Source organism: Fibrisoma limi BUZ 3 (assembly GCF_000296815.2).
In the GTDB taxonomy this organism is placed as follows: domain Bacteria; phylum Bacteroidota; class Bacteroidia; order Cytophagales; family Spirosomataceae; genus Fibrisoma; species Fibrisoma limi.
In genome coordinates, this window is record NZ_CAIT01000009.1 from 1,287,734 (window position 1) to 1,305,171 (window position 17,438).

The following is a 17,438-nucleotide window of genomic DNA, read 5'->3' on the forward strand; positions in this document are numbered from 1 at the left end:
ACGGATACCGTCTATAAAACCCTGACTTTTATCGCTAAGTCAGCTATTTATCTGGTCCATTTCGTACATTCGTTGTCGGGTCAGAATCCAACCTGTCCTCTGTATTATGCAACGGTGTCTACCCTTATTCATTGGTCTGCTTCTCTGGCTTCCGGCTATCCTGCATGCCCAGCCCCTGCCGCAGTATAGCGCTCGTGAACAAGCCCAGATAAACTCGCTTCAACAAACAATTCAACGGTACCGGGGCACAAATTACGAACGGGCTGTCAAACTAGCCCGGCAGCGAAATCGCCCACTCGAGGAACGTCGCCCCGACGGTACTACGCTGAAACTGCGGGGCGTCAGCCCACACGGTGAACTTCTCTACGACGCTACGCACAGCGCGACACGGGCCGGCCAAAGTACCCGAACATCGGCCTTGTATGAAGGAGGCAGTTTAGGTGTGGCGCTGTCCGGCAAAACGCTCACCGGCAAACTGGGCATCTGGGATGGTGGTAAGGTGCTGGACACACACATCGAGTTTAACGACGATACGTCGGGTAGCCGCGTGACCCAGGCAGACAATGCCACCACCAGCGACGTTCACGCCACCCACGTAGCTGGTATTCTGGTAGCCGCCGGTAAAAATACGCAGGTGAAAGGGATGGCCTTCGGCACCAACCTCCGGGCGTATGACTTTAACAACGACGATGCTGAAATGGCAGCAGCCGCTTCTAACCTGCTGGTTTCAAATCATTCGTACGGCGCTCAGGCGGGTTGGATTCTCAACTCAAGCCGTCTTGGAGCCGCGCAGTGGGAATGGTGGGGCGATACAGCGATCAGTGCTACGGACGATTATAAATTCGGTTTTTACAATGAGGATGCCCGGAGTTGGGATCAGATCGCCCAGAATGCCCCCTACTACCTGATTGTTAAGTCGGCCGGTAATAGCCACGGCAGCAACGGCCCCGCTTCGGGTCAACCGCATTACCTCGTCAGTCGCCGGACGATCAGCTATAACCCGCGAAAAGACCAGGACGGCTACGACCAGATCAGTACGTATGGCTGCGCCAAAAACATTCTGACCGTTGGGGCTATCAGCACGCTCTCGTTCGGATATAATCAGCCATCCGATGTCGCTATCTCCTCCTTCAGTAGCTGGGGCCCAACCGACGACGGCCGGATCAAGCCGGATATTGTCGGCGTTGGGGTTAGCGTACTGTCAACGAGCGCCAACGGTAATTCGGCCTATACGACCCTGAGCGGTACGTCCATGTCGTCGCCGAACGTAGCGGGGTCGTTGCTGCTACTCCAGGAGCTGTTTTCGCAGCGGAACAGCGGCCGGTTCATGCGTTCATCTACGCTGAAAGCACTGGCCATCCACACGGCCGACGAAGCCGGTGATGCCCCCGGCCCGGATTACCGAAACGGCTGGGGCCTACTCAACGACGAAAAAGCGGGCCGGGTCATTCTGAACACGGATGCCAGCCACCTGCTCGACGAACGGACGCTGAATCAGGGCGAAACGTACACGTTGCCGGTGGTGGCTTCGGGCCGGGGACCGCTGGTCGTGACGATCTGCTGGACTGACCCGGCCGCGACGGTCGCTACCGCCACCCTGAACGACCGGACAATTAAGCTGGTCAATGACCTCGACATCCGCATCAGCGATGGTAGACAGCCCATTCTACCCTGGATACTGAACCCTGAACAGCCAACTCAGGCCGCTACGCGTGGCGACAATATCCGCGACAACGTAGAACAGATTGTAATTGACAATCCAATTCCAGGGAAAAGTTATACGCTCACCATTGGCCACAAAGGTACGCTGCAGGGCGGCAAGCAGGACCTTGCGCTACTCGTTAGCGGTATTGGCGGCAAAGCCTATTGCGCAGCGACTCCCCCTACTGCAGGTAGCCGAATCGACCGGTTTCAATTCAGCAACGTAGATCAGCGCGGACCGGAAAACTGCGCTACGTATGGCGATTTTCTACAAACCATAGCCACCGTACAGGCCAGCCAGCAGGTTCCCCTCTCCCTGACGCTTGGGAACTGCGGCCAGGCCCGCAACGCCGTCGTTAAAGCCTTTGCCGACTGGAATCAGGATGGTGATTTTGACGACGCCGACGAAACGCTTGCTACGTCGGGTGTCCTGAATGGTTCGGCTACGTTCACGAGTGCAGTGGCCGTTCCGTCGTCGGTACAGAATGGGCAATTTATCCGGCTTCGTTTGGTGTCTGCCGATACCGACAATCCAGGTGCCGTAAGTGCCTGCGGTCCGGTGGCCAGCGGTCAGATTCAGGATTATCTGTTACGGGTAGTGCAAACCGCCAACGACGTAGGCGCTGTGGCGCTGGTTTCGCCCGAAGCTAATTTTTGCGGCCAGACAAACTCTGACGTGTCGATTGCCGTGCGAATCCGGAATTTTGGTACAGCCGAACAACGTAATATTCCCGTTACGGTTCGCATTACCAACGCCCAGAATGCCGAGGTTACAAGCCTGACCGGTACGGTTGCGTCGGTGGCTGCGTTTCGCGAGAGCGTGCTGACCCTGAAAGCGCCGGCTAGTTCTCCGCTGGTTGCCGGGCAGACGTATCGGTTTACGGTAACGACGAGTCTTGGCCCTGATCAGAACAACGCGAACAACACGTTTACCGATGTCCGGACAACCGCTGCGGCTCCCAGCAATGGGCAGTTTACGGTAACGCGCTGCGGCAACGACACGGCCTTCGTGCTCAGCAACACCGGCGGAGGTACAGCTTTCTGGTACGATGCGGCTTCGGGCAATAATCTGCTGGGAGCGGGCAACCGGGTCGGAATTCGGCAACTACCGACCAGCGGGCAGTTCTACGCCGTCCTGAACGATTTTGGCGGAACACTTGGCCCGGTCGACAAAAAAGCGTTCGGGGGTGGTTCATACGCCGGCAACTTTGGTCCGGCTCCGCTCATCTCAACGCAGGTGCCGCTATTGCTTGAGAGTGCCCGGCTGTACATCGGGTCGGCCGGCCGCCTTACGTTCACGGTCCGCCGATACGATGAAACCGCCGTGTCGAGCGTCACGCTGGACGTGGTACCAACGCGCAACCAAAGCCTGACCGCCACCACTAACGGGCAACTGGTCGACGACCCCAACGACGCTGGTGCAGAATATCCGCTCAACCTACGGATTCCGTCGGCTGGTGATTATAAGATCACGATCGATTACGAAGATGGAGCCTCCATTTTCCGCAGCAACGTTGGCGTTAACGGCTTCCCCTATCAGCTTACCACCAGCAACGGTACCCCAATTGTGACGATAAAAGGCTCTTTATTCAATACCGGCACTGGCATCGATACGCTTAAAAGCGCCTGGTATTACTTCTACAACCTGAAGGTTCGTTCGCTTGACTGCCCCGCTCCCCAGCGGGTAGCCGTAGCCGTCAGCCCGGGAACCCCGGCAACCGCATCCATCACTGTGAATGGTTCGACAACCATCTGCCAGGGTGCCAATGTGACCTTGCTGGCCAATGCAGGCGAAGGCTTATCGTATCAGTGGCTACGCGACGGACGCGCTATCTCGGGAGCTACCAGCAATACACTACGGGCCACCACGTCGGGCAGCTATGCCGTGCAGGTAACCAGCACGTGCCTGCCCGTTACGTCCACGGCCGTGGCGGTATCGGTGCGTACACCGCAGACGCCAACCATTACGGTAGACGGCTTTACGCTGGTATCCAATGCACCGGCGGGTAATCAATGGTTTCTCGATGGGGTTCCCATTCCCGGAGCTACGTCTCAAACGTACGTAGTGGTGCAGACGGGGCGCTATTCCGTACGGGGTAATGTGAACGGTTGTGGCGAAAGCCTTTCCAATGAAGTGTATCTGGCAATTCTGGCTACGGAGCCTGATCCTGACAGTGGTTCGCTGACGGTGTATCCAAACCCGGCCATCAACCAGGTGACCGTTACGTTCTTAACCCAGGCGGCTCTGAAGCAACCCCCAACGGTCCAACTGATCGACAGCCGGGGTAGCCTGATCCGAACCGCGCCATTACAACGGGATGGCAAAGCTTACTCGGCTCAGTTACCAGTAGCTGACTTACCGGGGGGCACGTTCTTCGTGACAGTACGGACGGCGCCGGACCAACCCCTTCAGGTAAAACGTCTTCGCAAACAGTAATCACGCCCATCAACTCTGGCACAGATTGTCATGTAGTGGTACATAAGACAGGCCCGGCACTCGCATCTGGTAGCAGCGCCGGGCCTGATCGTTTGCCCAAAAACAAAACAACCCACCATCACTGATGGGGGCTGTCTGATTTACTCAACGTTATGAAAAATCTAATATCGTGTATCGGTTGTCAGGAGACGGTGGTATCGGAAAGCCTACAAATCAATTACTTGTTATTTGCTAAACCTTATTACAAAGATAAACTCACTTTACTAACTACAGATTGAAATTGCGTTAAAAAGTGACGATAAAAATTAAAAGTAGTTAAAAAATCGTTTTATCAAAACGCACAGGCTGGCACCACCAGTCAGTTCCTTATTGTCTGGCTTGCTGGACCTTTATAAATTCAGCTACGTCAACCATCGGTGCTATCCAAATATCCTTCTCGTGCTGCTTCAGATACCTCAGCAGTTGACGATGCGCCGGCAATGAAACGTTGAGGCCGTGCCCGCCCCCTACGCCGTGAAACAGAAACACCAGCAATCCCTGCTTTCCTTCGGCTTGTTTAACCTGGGCAATCAGTTCCTCGCCCGACTGGCCGTTTACCATGTAGCTATTGATGTTGTATAAATCAACTTTGTCAGCACTGGTTATGGCCGGGGATACTCCCCTTGCGCCAACAAATGCATTTTTCATGCCGTCGATGTAGGGCACCCCACCAATTTTTGTATCTCCGCAGGGATAGGCAAATGTTCGTTTGGTTTTGCCATCAATAGCGGTCAACAGCGTACTCATCGTCCGGATATCATCCGTAATTCGGCGTAGGGTGTACTTTGTCAGGTCATAGTCCGGTTTTACGAACTCCCGGCCGGGCCGACCACCTTCGCAGGGGTGCGTCAACGTATGGTTGCCCAGTTCGTGACCGTGTGCAGCCGCAGACCGCCAGGCCGGAATCTGCGCCTGTAGCCCACCAAAATCGGCGATGTAGAACGTTGCTTTCAGACCAAGCGAATCCAGAGCTGGAATTGCTTTCGTGATGTGTTCAGTCAATGCGTCGTCGTAGGTTAATACGACCGCACATTTTTTACCCTTCCAGGAAGCCTTGTTTTGCGCACTCGCGGCCAAGATCAGGGTGTTCGACAACACCAGCCATACGATCCATTTTTTCATGGTGCTCAGGATATTTCCAGATAAAGCATCATTATGCCATAATCTCATGCTTTTGCCTTTTACAGATTGATCTTCTGCTAACTTATCGCAGTACGTACTAAGCAACGCTTTATGCATTTTGGGTATCTTTATCATCATACGGATAAAGCCTTTCCATATCATGAAAACGTTAGGTATGTTACTCATACTGATGACCGTTGGCTGCTGGTTGGTACAAGCGCAGTCGGTGCAGCCCACGCCTAAGCAACCAGCCCTGTCCGACTCGACGAAACTCTCCCGGCCTCCGGTATTTTCCATGGGTACGGCGTTCTATCGAAAGGCTGGCGATCCTGCCAACGTAGTACGTGCCGAATTGGACAACATGCCCATCAAAATTCCGGATTCGTCACAGCAGTACAGGATGCAGAACTCATACAACCGATACGGTAATCCGCCCCAGAATCGAGTAGAAGAGCTACTGCCTAAGAACTTACAAATACCCTCTCCCAAACGAAAATAAACTTACTTATCAACGCTATTCAAGCGCAACGCCCGGCTTTTGTAGTAAAGCCGGGCGTTGTTTATCACGTACAAATACGTTGATTAAGCCGTCGCGCCTTCTTTCAGGCGTTCGGCATTTTCGGCGATGCGAAGCTGCTCGATAAATTCGTCGATGTCGCCGTCCATAACAGCCGGCAGGTTGTAAACCGTCAGGCCAATCCGGTGATCGGTTACGCGGCTCTGGGGATAGTTGTATGTCCGAATTTTATCGGAACGGTCGCCACTGCCCACCATCGTTTTCCGTTGTGAAGCAATGGCGTCGTTGTGTTTCTGTAATTCGATTTCATACAGCCGGGAACGTAGTACCGTCAGGGCCTTTTCGAGGTTTTTCAACTGCGAGCGTTCATCCTGGCACTGCACAACGAGCCCCGTTGGAAGGTGCGTAAGCCGCACGGCCGAGTACGTCGTGTTAACCGACTGACCACCGGCTCCGGACGAACAGAACGTATCTTTCCGGATGTCGTTCATATTCAGGTCAACGTCCACCTCTTCGGCTTCGGGCAGTACAGCCACGCTGGCCGCCGACGTATGAATCCGCCCCTGGGTTTCGGTAGCGGGGACCCGCTGCACCCGGTGAACGCCCGACTCAAACTTCAGTTTGCCGTACACGTCCTCGCCTTCTACCTCGGCAATGATTTCCTTGTAGCCGCCCGACGTACCTTCGGTATAATCGACGAGCGACATCCGCCAGCCCATCCGGTCGCAGAAACGCTGATACATCCGGAACAGATCGCCCGCGAAAATGGCCGCTTCGTCGCCACCCGTACCACCCCGAATTTCGAGGATCACGTTCTTGCTGTCGTTCGGGTCTTTCGGGATCAGCATCTCCTTCAGGGTTTCTTCCAGCGTTTCCCGGCGGGGAACCAACTCGTCCAGCTCCGCCTTGGCTAGTTCGCGAAAATCTTCGTCTTTCTCCGTCGCGATGATTTTCTTGGCATTGTCGATCTCTTCCAGCAGTTGGGTATAGGCCCGGTACTGGACAACGATCTTTTCTAAATCTTTATATTCTTTGCTCAACTTCATGAACCGCTTCTGGTCAGATACGACCTCAGGCTGCACAATCTGCTGCGCAACCTCATCGAAGCGTTCACGAATGGCTTCTAACTGATCAAGCATAATTGTAGGGACGTTAGATACTGGACGTTAGAACCGCTCAACGCAAAACAAGTCTACCGCCACTTGAAGGACAAAAGTACGAAATTTCGACCAGTTGGCAGTTTCCTTGCCGTATGTGCAACCAAGCGGCAAACCGAACTGTTTTTTACAAAATAACCCATCTTCGGCCGTCAGGCTTTTGCGTATGAATCGTTTTGGTTTGCTTTCATTGTGTCTTGTGTTTGTCGGTTTGTCGTGCAACCCTGAGCGGGTGCAATACACGAAGGAGTTAAAGCAGGAAATGGCCGACATGAAAATAAAGCGGGTCACGAACGCTGATCTGGTGTCGACGGTCGATAACCTGGGGGCCAAGATCAGCGCCGTAGCCCAACGCGAACTGGCCGCACAACTGGAAAAAACAACCGATCCGGCTGAGCAGGCAACGTTGTGCAAGCTGCAAAATCTTCCGAAAACACAGGCATTGGCCCGGAGCTACGGCCTATCGATTCAACTATTGGGCGAGGCTGATGTGCAGAATAAAGCCCTGAGCCAGAAGGAACGCGAGGTGCTGGACGCGTATCTATATAATGCCGAGAAAAACCTCCCGCAAATCTCCAATATTCAGAAGATCAGTGATACGTTGTTCATCTACAACAACCCTGTGCCGGAGAACAGCCTGATCTGTAAGACCTGCTTCGGTGATCAGAAAGAACAACTGGCGGTCTGGCGGCTGGCATTCAGCAAACGGGAGGTAATTCGCCGGATGAATACTAAAAACAAGAAATAGCTACTGCGCGGGTACGTTGTGCAACTCGTTAGCCCACACGATGAGCCGCTGGGCCGTATCGGCCGGGCAGTCGGTCGTGACTACCTGCGGATGAACCAGCGTCTGGTCGCGTTGCGAAAGCCCATGCAGGTACGCCTTATCATAGTACGCCAGTGTCAGGTCGGCTACGTGCGCATAGTCGTGCCGGGCCAGCGCGTCGAGTGCCTGCTGCGTGATCTGATTACCCAGCCGCTTGCGGATACGTTCAGTGGCTTCGACCAGCAGGTTATGGTCAATACCAGCATATTCCTGCACAAGCCGCTGGATACGTACCTCTTTCGGTACATCGACAAAAGCAACCGGCGCACTCCGCATCTGGAGCCATAGCGGCAGCGGAATAAAGCACGTACCCACGTTCCGGCTTTCATCTTCAAGCCAGATCCGTCGGGCGGGATCGAGGGTACGCCACTCTCGATAAATCAGGTTTTCGAACTGCTCGCTGCTCGGCTGAGGAGGCTGGCCAATGGCTCCGTACGACGATCCTTTGTGATGAGCCAGCCCTTCAAGGTCAATTACCTGTTCGCCCTGGCGGGCCAGTTCTTTCAGGATGTCGGTTTTGCCACTGCCGGTTTTGCCACCAAGAATAATCAGTTGCCGGGGTTCGGCCAGGGCCGCCAGCACCGTGTTGCGATACGTTTTGTAGCCCCCCACCAGCGTTGAAGCCGTCAGACCGGCGGTGTCCAGCAACCAGGCGAAGCTTCCGCTCCGCATACCTCCCCGCCAGCAATGGACGAGTACTTCGCCCGTTTTCGGATTTAGTTTTTTCGACTCCTTAACGAAACGTGCCAGTTTAGATCCTACCAGGTCGAGACCCAGCAGCACAGCCGCATCTTTACCGGCCTGCTTGTATCGGGTGCCGACCTGTGCGCGCTCGTCATTGTCGAACAGGGGGATGTTGACCGCCCCCGGAATGTGAGCATGAGCAAACTCTCCCGGCGACCGTACGTCAATAACCGGCAGTGATTGAGCCATCCCTAAAAATTCATCTATTATTAACTGGCGTACCATGCCTCAGATGTCGCGAAATAGGTACTCAATTTACGCAATAAATCAGCGAATCCGTCAGGCAATCATTAATTCCCGCAGATACATCTGGATGGTGTTCTCCAGACCAAAATAAAGGGCATCGCTGATCAGGGCATGACCGATCGAGACCTCCAGCAGACCAGGAATGCGCTCGGCAAAGTACCGTAGGTTTTCCAGGCTCAGGTCATGGCCGGCGTTCAATCCCAACCCCACAGCCTGTGCCCGTTCGGCAGCCCGAACAAACGGCGCAATAGCATCTTCCTGGTTCTCAGCAAAATGGGTCGCATAAGGTTCGGTGTATAACTCAATTCGGTCGGTCCCTACGGCTTTGGCTCCCTCAACCATCCGTTCGTCGGCATCAACGAATATTGATACGCGAATACCATCAGCTTTGAACGTATCGACCAGCCGGCGGAGGTGATCAGCGTGCCGGATCGTATCCCAGCCCGCGTTGGACGTAATGGCATCGGGGGCATCAGGAACGAGCGTTACCTGTTCCGGCCGGACGCGTTTGACCAGTTCAATAAAGCGTTCGTCGGGGTTCCCCTCAATGTTAAATTCCGTCGTAACGATCTCCTTTAGCTCCAACACATCCTGATACCGAATATGGCGCTCGTCGGGCCGGGGGTGGACCGTGATGCCCTGCGCCCCGAAGCGTTCGCAGTCCTGCGCGACTTTGATCAGGTTTGGATTATTACCACCCCGGGCGTTGCGGATGGTGGCCACTTTATTGATATTAACACTGAGTCGGGTCATTTTGGTAAAGAAAGAAACAGCGAAAGAGTGAATGAGCAAAAGGCTCCGTTGGTTTCGTAACTTTGCCAAAACAATGAAGGTTCAGGGATGAGAGCCGAATATTTTCGCTCTTTCGCTCATTTACTCTTTCTCTTTCAACTTATATGGCATTAAAGCAACAAATCGACGCCGATATTAAACAGGCCATGCTGGCCAAAGATCAGGATCGCCTACGGGCACTGCGGGCACTGAAATCGATGATTCTGCTGGAAGAAACCAAAGAAGGCGGCTCCGGCGAACTGAAGCCCGAAGACGAAATCAAGATCCTGACCAAAGCCGTCAAACAGCGCAAAGACTCGGCCGACATCTACCGGCAGCAGGGGCGCGCAGATCTCCTGAACACCGAAGAAGCCGAGATTGCCGTTATTGAAAAGTACCTGCCCCAACAACTGTCGGAAGCCGAACTAAAGGCAAAAGTCCAGGACATCATCACCCGCGTTGGGGCTTCGTCGCCGTCGGATATGGGTAAGGTCATGGGTGTGGCCACTAAAGAACTCGCCGGCCAGACTGATGGAAAGGCCATTTCGGCAATGGTTAAATCGTTACTAGCATAGGGATTTGGGGCGTAGGGCATGGGGTTAAGCTTTTTCCCCTAAACCCGTTGCCCCACGCCCTTTGCCCTAATTCCATGAAAACCCTCGATCTGCTTATTCTCGTACCACTCGCCTGGGGCGCATTCAACGGCTACCGCAAAGGTCTCCTCATCGAGGTCATTGCGGTAATCGCATTCGTGGTAGCAATGATCGTCGGTCTGAAATTTCTCGGATTTGGCATTGATCTGCTCAGTCCGTATATCAGCCGCGAACTGGCCCGGAAGATTCTGCCCTGGCTTGGCTTCTCGGTCATCTTCTTTCCGGTAGTGTTTATGATCAACCAGATCGGCTACTCGCTACGTCGATCGTTAAAATACACGCTGCTGGGCACCTTCGACAGCCTGGCTGGGGCTGCTGTGGGTTTATTTACGTGGGTCTTTGGAATTAGTGTGCTGTTCTGGTTGTTCAGCTATATGGGTGTAAAAGTCCCGTCTCGCCAAACGGACGGTACGGTTTTGTATCCCTTTATCCTGCCGGTAGCGCCGAAGGTGATGGACAAAGCAGCCGTTTGGGTACCAAAAGGATTGGAAACCGGTAAAAAGTGGCGGGCAGAAATAATAAAGAGTGAAAGAGCGAATGAATGAGTGGTTTGTCCTATTCTTTCTTTCATTCTTTCGCTCTTTCACTCTTTAGATTTTATGAAACAGGATATTCGTAAGCTGACCCCAGCGCAGTTGAAGGACTGGCTCGTCCAGCACGGTGAGCAGGGCTTTCGGGCGAAGCAGATACACGAGTGGCTTTGGAAGAAATCGGCGTTATCGTTCGATCAGATGACGAATCTGTCGCTGCCGATGCGCGAGCTACTCAATAATCATTTTGAGATCCGGCCTCTGAACGTAGCGACGCAGCAACGCAGCAGCGACGGTACGATCAAATCGTCGTTCCGGCTGTTCGACGGCAATCTGGTCGAGGGCGTGTTGATTCCGGCGTTACGCAATGATGATCCGGACCGGATGACGGCCTGCGTATCCTCGCAGGTAGGCTGCTCCCTGACCTGTAAATTCTGCGCTACGGGGTATATGGACCGCAAGCGCAATCTGGATGCGGCCGAGATTTACGATCAGGTTGTGGCGATTGACCGGCAGGCGAAGGAAAACTACGGTACCTCGCTCTCCAATATCGTTTACATGGGCATGGGCGAGCCGCTCCTGAACTACAAAAACGTAATGGAGTCGGTAAAACTCATCACGTCGCCCGAGGGGCTGGGTATGTCGCCGAAACGTATCACGGTATCAACGGCCGGCATCGCCAAGATGATCAAACAACTGGGCGACGATCAGGTCAAGTTTAATCTGGCGCTTTCACTCCACGCAGCCAACGACCAGAAGCGCGATCAGATCATGCCGATCAACGAGAGCAATACGCTGGAAGCGCTCGGGGATGCACTCAACTACTTCTATAAGAAGACGGGGACCCGCGTTACGTTCGAATACATCCTGTTCTATAACTTTAATGATACGTTGCAGGACGCCAAAGAACTCTGGGCGTTCACGAAGCGCGTTCCGGCGAAGGTAAACATCATCGAATACAACCCCATTGCTGAGGCTAACTTCAAAAATACCGATCCACAAACGCTCGACAAATTTGCCGGCTTCCTCGAGAGCAAGGGCGTAACGGTAAACGTACGTCGAAGCCGGGGTAAGGACATTGACGCAGCCTGCGGCCAGTTGGCTGGTAAGCAGTGATATATCTTATTGAAACGTCCTCGTTGTCAGTAAATGTCCGTTTCCTCTTAACAATTCCGTAACAATCCGCTACGAAAGTTTGCCGTACTTTTGTGGCCAAAGGTGACGTACGACCTTACGTACGAGCTATATCACAGAAGATCACCCACCTATGTTTGGTTTAGAAACGGATGTTTTTCTCCTGCTTTTTCTGAGTTTATTTGCCGCCTGTGCTTTTGAATTTGTCAATGGTTTCCACGATACTGCCAACGCCGTAGCAACCGTTATTTATACCAACTCCCTGAAACCCACCGTTGCCGTTGTCTGGTCGGGTATCTGCAACTTTGCGGGTGTCCTGCTCGGTGGTATTGGTGTCGCAATGGGTATCGTCAACCTGCTGCCGGTTGAACTGCTGGTTGATCAGAACGTATACCACAGCATAGCGATGGTCCTGGCACTACTTATTAGTGCCATCATCTGGAACCTGGGAACCTGGTATTTTGGACTACCCAGTTCCAGCTCACATACCCTGATTGGCTCCATCCTGGGTGTCGGGCTGGCGTTCTCGACCCTGCCAGAAAACACGGAGGGAGCAGCCGTAAACTGGGAAAAAGCCATTGAAACGGGGCAGGCTCTGCTGCTGTCACCCCTGCTGGGTTTCAGCCTGGCCATTGTCCTGATGTTTTTGCTGCGTCGGAGCGTACCGGAATCAGCCAAAGATCAGTTGTTTAAAGAACCTAAAAAGCACATGCTACCGCCGTCGTGGATTCGCGGTATCCTGATTACAACCTGTTCGCTGGTCAGCTTCTTTCATGGCAGCAACGACGGTCAGAAAGGGGTAGGTCTGGTAATGTTGATCCTGATCGGGATTGTGCCGTTCCAGTTCGCGGTTAAATCAGACATTGATCCCCGGTCCATGCAGGCAAACATTGCCGGGATTGAGCAAACGATTGCTGCCCTGAACCCAAGTCAACTGTCGCCCGCCAACCAGACGCGTCTGGCGCATACCCGTACGGAACTGGCCGAATTAAAGGCCATGGTGAGCGGTAATTTGCCCGATAATCAGATTCCGCAGGAACAGCGGATGCAGGTTCGTCGCGATCTGCTACTGATCAACAGCAATATGAACAAGATTGCCGAAGACGAGGGCGCAAACCTGAGTGCGAATCAGCTATCAGTGATGAAGGCTAGCCTGAGCGAGGAGAAAGGGTTACGCCGGTTTACCGACTACGCTCCGTTCTGGGTCATTCTGATGATTGCCCTGTCGCTGGGGCTTGGTACAATGATTGGCTGGCGTCGGATCGTAGTAACGGTTGGGGAGAAAATTGGAAAGCAGCACCTCACCTACGCGCAGGGTGCTTCGGCCGAGCTGGTTGCCGCCAGCATGATCGGTCTGGCCTCATGGGCAAAGCTGCCGGTTAGTACGACCCACGTCCTGTCGTCTGGTATTGCCGGAAGCATGGTGGCTAACCGGGGCATCAAAAACCTGCAGGCCGGTACGGTACGGAACATTGCACTGGCCTGGGTACTGACCTTGCCCGTGTCCATCCTGTTGTCGTTTACGCTCTATATTTTCTTCCGCTGGATTTTATAGCCCGGACCGGACAAGCGCTGTCTGGTTCAGCCAAGTTTACAGTAGCCCGGCTTTCCTGTCGGGCTTTTTTATTTTACCCAGGCTGGTACGTCCTGCTCGATGGCGTGCCGGACTTTGGCAACCAGATCATCGACCGTATCGTCGGGGCTTACCTGAAGCGGTTCCTTAAACCGGATGGTTAGCAGGGTATTTCGCTTTTTGAAACGGAGTCCCTTTTTGTCAAAAGCCCGACGAAAACCATTAATCACGACAGGAATCACAATTGGGTCGTTGTTTTTGATGAGGTGCCCCGTTCCTTTGCGAATGGGCGCGTAGGGGCTGGTGGTTCCCTGCGGAAAGCTTACGACCCAGCCATGAGCCAGGGCTTTGGCAATTTTATCATTGGCCGACGTATCGACATCCCGCTTTACCTCCCGGCCATCGGCCCGCCACGACCGCTCGATAGTTAGGGCTCCGGCCTGCGCCAGCACCCGCGGCACAAAGCCTTTCTTCATGGTTTCAGACGCGGCTACGTAGTACTGGCGAGCCCGGGGCCCAAACAGGTACATAGGAGGCAGCAACGTATTCTTAAAACCCCACTTTACGGCGCAGAAGACGTGAAAAAACGCAATAACGTCGGCAAAATAGGTCTGGTGATTCGATAAGAACAGGACGTTATTGATCGGTAGATTTTCCAGGTGTTCGGTGCCCTCAATCTGGATGCGGTTGACGACTGTATAGCGGGCGTAGGTCAGCCAGCCGACAATACCGATCAGAATACGTCGGATCAGGAGCGAATTGCCAAAGGGATCGCATTCAAACAGGCCGAGTATATCCAGGGGCGCCAGGAATTTTGGCAGATAACTGTATTTAGTTGGTTGAATGTATTTCATCACGGTTAAGGTCGCGCAACAGTAAAGCTACAAAACCGCTTCAATGTTTTCGGGAAAAAATCCAACGGACAAAAGCGCAAATAAAATACCCGAGCCTGCGGTTTGCAAACTCGGGTATTAAAAGACGTTTTCCGGCTCATCAGGCCATTTCCGACGTCGGTTCAGTGATTTGCTGATAGACGCTATCCCACAGCGCAAGGCGGGTTCGCAGGGCGGCTTCTACCGCCTGAGTCGCTTCTTCCCAGCGTTGGGCATCCTGACCACATAGTTCGGCCGTCATAGCTTTGGCTAAGTGCGAATGATGATCTCCGTCTACCTCGATGTGCCGTTCGAGGTAATACGTAAACAGCGCCAGTTGCTCGGGCGACTGATCGCGAAGCTGCCTGACCAGCGCGATGAACATATCCGGAATCAGATCTTCCCGGCCGAACGTAAACACGGCCGCAATCTCGTGCAGCTTTCCCTGACCAAGCAGATCGAACGTAAAGCCAACAAAAGCCCGGCTACCATCAGGCAGGTCGGCGTTGTCCAGCGCATTCTGAACCGACCGTCCGTTGGTAAGCTCATTGATAAAGCCCTGAATGACGTCTGTACCGGCTCCGGCCTGCTGCATAGCCTTTAGATACAATTCAAAATGGCTTAACCGATTCCCCTCGGGGTCTACATCGCTTTCCTCGCCGACAACAATCTCATTAATCAGATAACGGGTCTCCGGATTACCGACCGGCAGCCAGGGCACATCCACGCAGGTTAAGTCGCGCTGGAGCCTTTTTAACAACGACATGAAGTCCCAGACAGCCCAGACGTGCGACTCCATAAACGTACGCAGGTCGCCCAGATCCCGGACAGATTCATAGAGTGGGTGGGTCGTTAACCGCTGCCGAAGTGGTTCAATCCGTTCAGAGAGACTGATTAACTGATCGTTATGAGTGGGTTGCATATTTTTTTGATGTTGATTAATCTTTTCGTGTAACGCCATGTCTAACCAACAAGTTTGCACAAAAAGACCTGTTGACTGCCTATTGCCGACGTTCTACGCTCCCATTATCGGGTTACTAACAACTAAATGAATGCAACCAACACCATGAAACGAATTTTGCTTGCTGGAGCCGTCGCGTTCGGTTTATTGACTGCTCAAACGTCTTTTGCCCAGGTGCAGGTCGGCATCCGGGGCGGTGCAAACTGGGGCTTTGCCTCGAAACCTGAATTCCTCGGGAACCTGACGCCCACGCTGCATCCATCCCCCGGCCCAATGGGAGCCCTGTTCCTGGATGTGCCGGTAAGTGAGCGGGTATCGTTCCGGCCGGAGATCGGTTACGTGCAAAAAGGCTTTGTTGTAAAAGAAGGCCTTGACCTCAACCTGGGCGGATTTGAGCTACCCATTGGTGCCCGAATTGCCTACCAGTCGCAGAACCTCGAAGTACCGCTGCTATTAAAAGTAAACTTGAGCGACGGTGCGGTTCAGCCTTACCTGATTGCCGGGCCATCGGTTGGTTACGCGTTGAACGGACGTATACGGACGCGGGCAACGGCCCTGTTTACCACTAAGCCGTTCGACGTGGATATGAACTACGGTGGAGGCATGAGCCGCTGGGACATTAGTGGCGTCGGTGGCCTTGGTCTGGCTTTTGACGCCGGGGCGGGTAAGTTCTTCGTCGAAGGACGCTACACCCACGGTTTCACCCGGCAGGTACAGACGCCGGTCGTGAACGTAAACGTCCGGAACCGGGGAATCGGCGTATCACTAGGCTACTCATTTCCGATCGGATATTAAACGAATCGTCAACGAAAATGGGGTGTTAAATTGAAAGTTGACTGATAATACCCACCGTTTCTTTACTACCCCATCATTCACTATTGCTATTGTTGAATCAACCTGAATAAAGCAAAAGCGGAGCCGACTGGTTCCGCTTTTCTTTTTGTTGTCCAACCACTAAAATTGTGCTGGTACGTTTTGCGCGAGTCTTACAAACCAAAATTATTGGTTACTTTTACTGTTCTTAGCCTACGTAAATTTTAGCGCGTACGACATCTTTATGACCAGGTTGACCGACTTTGTACATTCCCCGGCATCCGAACCCCACCGCATCCGGACCCGCCAAATTCTGAAAGCTCACCCCGACATTAAAAAACTGATTGGCCAGAAAAACCCTACTACGTTCTGGGTCATTCTGGGTTGTGTTTCATTAATGGTGGCCATTGCCTACCTCGTGCGCGATCAATCGTGGTGGGTGGTGGTGGCAGCGGCCTGGTTCATTGGTGCTTTTCCGGCACACACACTGTTTGTCTGCATCCACGAAGCGGCCCACAACCTGATTTTCCGGAAACCGTCGCATAATACCTGGGCCGCCATTTTTGCAAACCTGCCAACCGTATTTCCTACAGCTATCTCGTTCAGGAACTTTCACCTCAAGCACCATTCATTTCAGGGTATTCATGAGCTGGACGCCGATCTGCCCGACTGGTACGAGGCCCGGCTGATCAACAATTACGCCATCGGCAAAGCCATCTGGCTGCTGCTGTTCCCTATTTTTCAGGGCATTCGTACGATCCGGTGTCGCGAACTGGCCGTTATCGACAAATGGGTCATTGCTAATCTGGTAGTTCAACTGGTCTTCGATGTGCTGGTGGTGGCCTTGCTGGGCTGGAAAGCGCTGGCCTTCCTGACCCTCTGCCTGTTTTTTTCGGTGGGTTTGCACCCGCTGGGTGCCCGCTGGATTCAGGAGCATTACCTGACGCTCGATCCGAAGCAGGAAACGTACAGTTACTACGGTCAGTTGAATGGAGTTAACCTAAACGTTGGCTATCACAACGAACACCACGATTTTCCGTCTATTCCCTGGAATAAGCTGCCAGAAATCAAAGCTAAAGCCCCTGAGTTTTATGATACGTTGAAGTACCATACGTCGTACGTCCGCCTGTTCTTCCGGTTTTTGTTCGATCAGGAAATTTCGCTGTTTTCGCGGATTGTTCGGAAAGATCGGGGCCGTGTTTCACTGATCGACGAGTCGAAGCCGGATCTGGAACTCGTTCAGTCGCAACCGATTCACTCGGATACCGCAGCGGTGTAACAGCATTCATCAAAAGAAAAAGACCCCGGCGTTGCGGGGTCTTTTTCTTTTGATTGATAATGG

At 53.3% G+C, this 17,438-nt stretch carries 15 protein-coding genes; 9 read left to right on the forward strand and 6 right to left on the reverse strand.

The annotated features are described in order from the left end of the window. Positions 1–106 precede the first annotated feature (106 nt). Entirely contained in the window at positions 107–4,138 is a 4,032-nt protein-coding gene (locus BN8_RS24950; protein WP_009284726.1) for a S8 family serine peptidase, read from the forward strand. 366 nt (positions 4,139–4,504) lie between these two features. Here the strand turns inward: BN8_RS24950 and BN8_RS24955 are convergent, their stop codons facing one another. Continuing rightward, entirely contained in the window at positions 4,505–5,299 is a 795-nt protein-coding gene (locus BN8_RS24955) for a polysaccharide deacetylase family protein (protein WP_040006849.1), read from the reverse strand. A 160-nt stretch (positions 5,300–5,459) separates the two neighbouring features. Here BN8_RS24955 and BN8_RS33010 point away from each other — a divergent pair, with 160 nt between their 5' ends. Continuing rightward, complete coding sequence (locus tag BN8_RS33010) at positions 5,460–5,798, forward strand: hypothetical protein (protein WP_040006512.1); 339 nt, start codon at positions 5,460–5,462, stop codon at positions 5,796–5,798. 83 nt (positions 5,799–5,881) lie between these two features. Here the strand turns inward: BN8_RS33010 and prfA are convergent, their stop codons facing one another. Next, on the reverse strand, positions 5,882–6,955 hold the full coding sequence (prfA, locus tag BN8_RS24965) for a peptide chain release factor 1 (RefSeq protein ID WP_009284728.1): 1,074 nt from the start codon (positions 6,953–6,955) through the stop codon (positions 5,882–5,884). A gap of 184 nt (positions 6,956–7,139) precedes the next feature. On the opposite strand from prfA, the gene BN8_RS24970 reads away from it, so the two are divergent. Continuing rightward, a complete protein-coding gene (locus BN8_RS24970) occupies positions 7,140–7,721 on the forward strand; it encodes a hypothetical protein (RefSeq protein ID WP_009284729.1) in 582 nt (193 codons plus the stop codon). Here BN8_RS24970 and mnmH read toward each other — a convergent pair whose 3' ends face one another. Together mnmH and BN8_RS24980 are read right to left on the reverse strand one after the other, a co-directional pair. After that, the gene (gene mnmH / locus BN8_RS24975; protein ID WP_009284730.1) at positions 7,722–8,768 is read right to left on the reverse strand and encodes a tRNA 2-selenouridine(34) synthase MnmH; all 1,047 of its coding nucleotides are present in this window, start codon (positions 8,766–8,768) and stop codon (positions 7,722–7,724) included. Between the two features lie 54 nt (positions 8,769–8,822). Continuing rightward, on the reverse strand, positions 8,823–9,542 hold the full coding sequence (locus tag BN8_RS24980) for a pyridoxine 5'-phosphate synthase (protein ID WP_009284731.1): 720 nt from the start codon (positions 9,540–9,542) through the stop codon (positions 8,823–8,825). 143 nt (positions 9,543–9,685) lie between these two features. Here BN8_RS24980 and BN8_RS24985 point away from each other — a divergent pair, with 143 nt between their 5' ends. The 4 genes from BN8_RS24985 to BN8_RS25000 all read left to right on the forward strand — a co-directional run bounded on the left by BN8_RS24985 (position 9,686) and on the right by BN8_RS25000 (position 13,432). Beyond that, entirely contained in the window at positions 9,686–10,135 is a 450-nt protein-coding gene (locus tag BN8_RS24985) for a GatB/YqeY domain-containing protein (protein WP_009284732.1), read from the forward strand. Between the two features lie 74 nt (positions 10,136–10,209). Next, the gene (locus BN8_RS24990; protein WP_009284733.1) at positions 10,210–10,758 is read left to right on the forward strand and encodes a CvpA family protein; all 549 of its coding nucleotides are present in this window, start codon (positions 10,210–10,212) and stop codon (positions 10,756–10,758) included. Positions 10,759–10,812: 54 nt separating this feature from the next. Then, a complete protein-coding gene (rlmN, locus tag BN8_RS24995) occupies positions 10,813–11,859 on the forward strand; it encodes a dual-specificity RNA methyltransferase RlmN (RefSeq protein ID WP_009284734.1) in 1,047 nt (348 codons plus the stop codon). A gap of 151 nt (positions 11,860–12,010) precedes the next feature. Next, entirely contained in the window at positions 12,011–13,432 is a 1,422-nt protein-coding gene (locus tag BN8_RS25000; protein WP_009284735.1) for an inorganic phosphate transporter, read from the forward strand. A 68-nt stretch (positions 13,433–13,500) separates the two neighbouring features. Here BN8_RS25000 and BN8_RS25005 read toward each other — a convergent pair whose 3' ends face one another. Both BN8_RS25005 and BN8_RS25010 read right to left on the reverse strand, forming a co-directional pair. After that, a complete protein-coding gene (locus BN8_RS25005; RefSeq protein ID WP_009284736.1) occupies positions 13,501–14,304 on the reverse strand; it encodes a lysophospholipid acyltransferase family protein in 804 nt (267 codons plus the stop codon). A gap of 139 nt (positions 14,305–14,443) precedes the next feature. Then, a complete protein-coding gene (locus BN8_RS25010; protein ID WP_040006850.1) occupies positions 14,444–15,244 on the reverse strand; it encodes a DUF3050 domain-containing protein in 801 nt (266 codons plus the stop codon). Between the two features lie 144 nt (positions 15,245–15,388). Here BN8_RS25010 and BN8_RS25015 point away from each other — a divergent pair, with 144 nt between their 5' ends. Next, positions 15,389–16,078 (forward strand): porin family protein, encoded by a 690-nt coding sequence (locus tag BN8_RS25015; protein ID WP_040006851.1) that lies wholly within the window; start codon positions 15,389–15,391, stop codon positions 16,076–16,078. Positions 16,079–16,340: 262 nt separating this feature from the next. Next, a complete protein-coding gene (locus BN8_RS25020) occupies positions 16,341–17,375 on the forward strand; it encodes a fatty acid desaturase (protein ID WP_009284739.1) in 1,035 nt (344 codons plus the stop codon). Positions 17,376–17,438: the final 63 nt, after the last annotated feature.

What these genes read in the sequence shown, in the direction of transcription:
- BN8_RS25010 (WP_040006850.1), bottom strand. Translation starts at nt 15,244, where the DNA reads ATGCAACCCACTCATAACGATCAGTTAATCAGTCTCTCTGAACGGATT.
- BN8_RS24985 (WP_009284732.1), top strand. Translation starts at nt 9,686, where the DNA reads ATGGCATTAAAGCAACAAATCGACGCCGATATTAAACAGGCCATGCTG.
- BN8_RS25015 (WP_040006851.1), top strand. Translation starts at nt 15,389, where the DNA reads ATGAAACGAATTTTGCTTGCTGGAGCCGTCGCGTTCGGTTTATTGACT.
- BN8_RS24980 (WP_009284731.1), bottom strand. Translation starts at nt 9,542, where the DNA reads ATGACCCGACTCAGTGTTAATATCAATAAAGTGGCCACCATCCGCAAC.
- BN8_RS33010 (WP_040006512.1), top strand. Translation starts at nt 5,460, where the DNA reads ATGAAAACGTTAGGTATGTTACTCATACTGATGACCGTTGGCTGCTGG.
- BN8_RS24990 (WP_009284733.1), top strand. Translation starts at nt 10,210, where the DNA reads ATGAAAACCCTCGATCTGCTTATTCTCGTACCACTCGCCTGGGGCGCA.
- BN8_RS24970 (WP_009284729.1), top strand. Translation starts at nt 7,140, where the DNA reads ATGAATCGTTTTGGTTTGCTTTCATTGTGTCTTGTGTTTGTCGGTTTG.
- BN8_RS25005 (WP_009284736.1), bottom strand. Translation starts at nt 14,304, where the DNA reads ATGAAATACATTCAACCAACTAAATACAGTTATCTGCCAAAATTCCTG.
- rlmN (WP_009284734.1), top strand. Translation starts at nt 10,813, where the DNA reads ATGAAACAGGATATTCGTAAGCTGACCCCAGCGCAGTTGAAGGACTGG.
- BN8_RS25020 (WP_009284739.1), top strand. Translation starts at nt 16,341, where the DNA reads ATGACCAGGTTGACCGACTTTGTACATTCCCCGGCATCCGAACCCCAC.
- BN8_RS25000 (WP_009284735.1), top strand. Translation starts at nt 12,011, where the DNA reads ATGTTTGGTTTAGAAACGGATGTTTTTCTCCTGCTTTTTCTGAGTTTA.
- mnmH (WP_009284730.1), bottom strand. Translation starts at nt 8,768, where the DNA reads ATGGTACGCCAGTTAATAATAGATGAATTTTTAGGGATGGCTCAATCA.
- BN8_RS24950 (WP_009284726.1), top strand. Translation starts at nt 107, where the DNA reads ATGCAACGGTGTCTACCCTTATTCATTGGTCTGCTTCTCTGGCTTCCG.
- BN8_RS24955 (WP_040006849.1), bottom strand. Translation starts at nt 5,299, where the DNA reads ATGAAAAAATGGATCGTATGGCTGGTGTTGTCGAACACCCTGATCTTG.
- prfA (WP_009284728.1), bottom strand. Translation starts at nt 6,955, where the DNA reads ATGCTTGATCAGTTAGAAGCCATTCGTGAACGCTTCGATGAGGTTGCG.